The 683-nt window shown below is 71.0% G+C and carries 1 protein-coding gene; it reads right to left on the reverse strand.

The features are described from left to right. The coding region (locus WDV06_RS37045) for an acyltransferase domain-containing protein (RefSeq protein ID WP_395514185.1) at nt 1-674 on the reverse strand (674 nt) is incomplete at its 3' end. Nucleotides 675-683 lie beyond the last annotated feature (9 nt).

The raw sequence follows: 683 nt of genomic DNA on the forward strand, positions 1-683 counted from the left end.
GGGCCGACCTCCAGGAAGGTGCGCACTCCTTCGAGGGCCAGGCAGTCGACGGCGTCGGCGAAGCGGACGGCCTCGCGGACGTGCCGCACCCAGTACTCGGCCGAACCGAATTCCTCACCGGTGACCAGACGGCCGGTCAGCGTCGAGACGACCGGCAGCACCGGCGCCCCGAAGGAGACCGACTCCACGACCTCCCGGAAAGCGTCCAGCATCGGGTCCATCAACGGCGAGTGGAAGGCGTGCGAAACGGTGAGGGCCTTCGCCTTCCGGCCCTCGGCGGACAGCCGGTCCACGACCGACGCGACCGCGTCCTGCGCACCCGAAACCACCACGGACGCAGGCCCGTTCACAGCGGCGACACCCGCACGGTCCTCCAGCCCGGACAGCAGCCCCCGTACCTCCTCCTCGGAGGCCTGGACCGCCACCATCACTCCCCCGGACGGCAGCTCCTGCATCAGCCGGCCCCGGGCCGCGACCAGCCGGGCGGCGTCATCCAGCGACAGGACACCCGCGACATGCGCCACCGCGAACTCCCCGACCGAATGACCGGCGACGAAGTCCGCACGCACACCCCACGACTCCAGCAGCCGGAACAACGCCACCTCGACCGCGAACAGCGCCGGCTGCGCATACCGCGTCTCGCTCAACAACGCGGCGTCCTCACCGAACACCACCTCACGCAG

Origin of the sequence: Streptomyces racemochromogenes (assembly GCF_044129415.1) — a bacterium.
In the GTDB taxonomy this organism is placed as follows: Bacteria; Actinomycetota; Actinomycetes; order Streptomycetales; family Streptomycetaceae; genus Streptomyces; species Streptomyces racemochromogenes_A.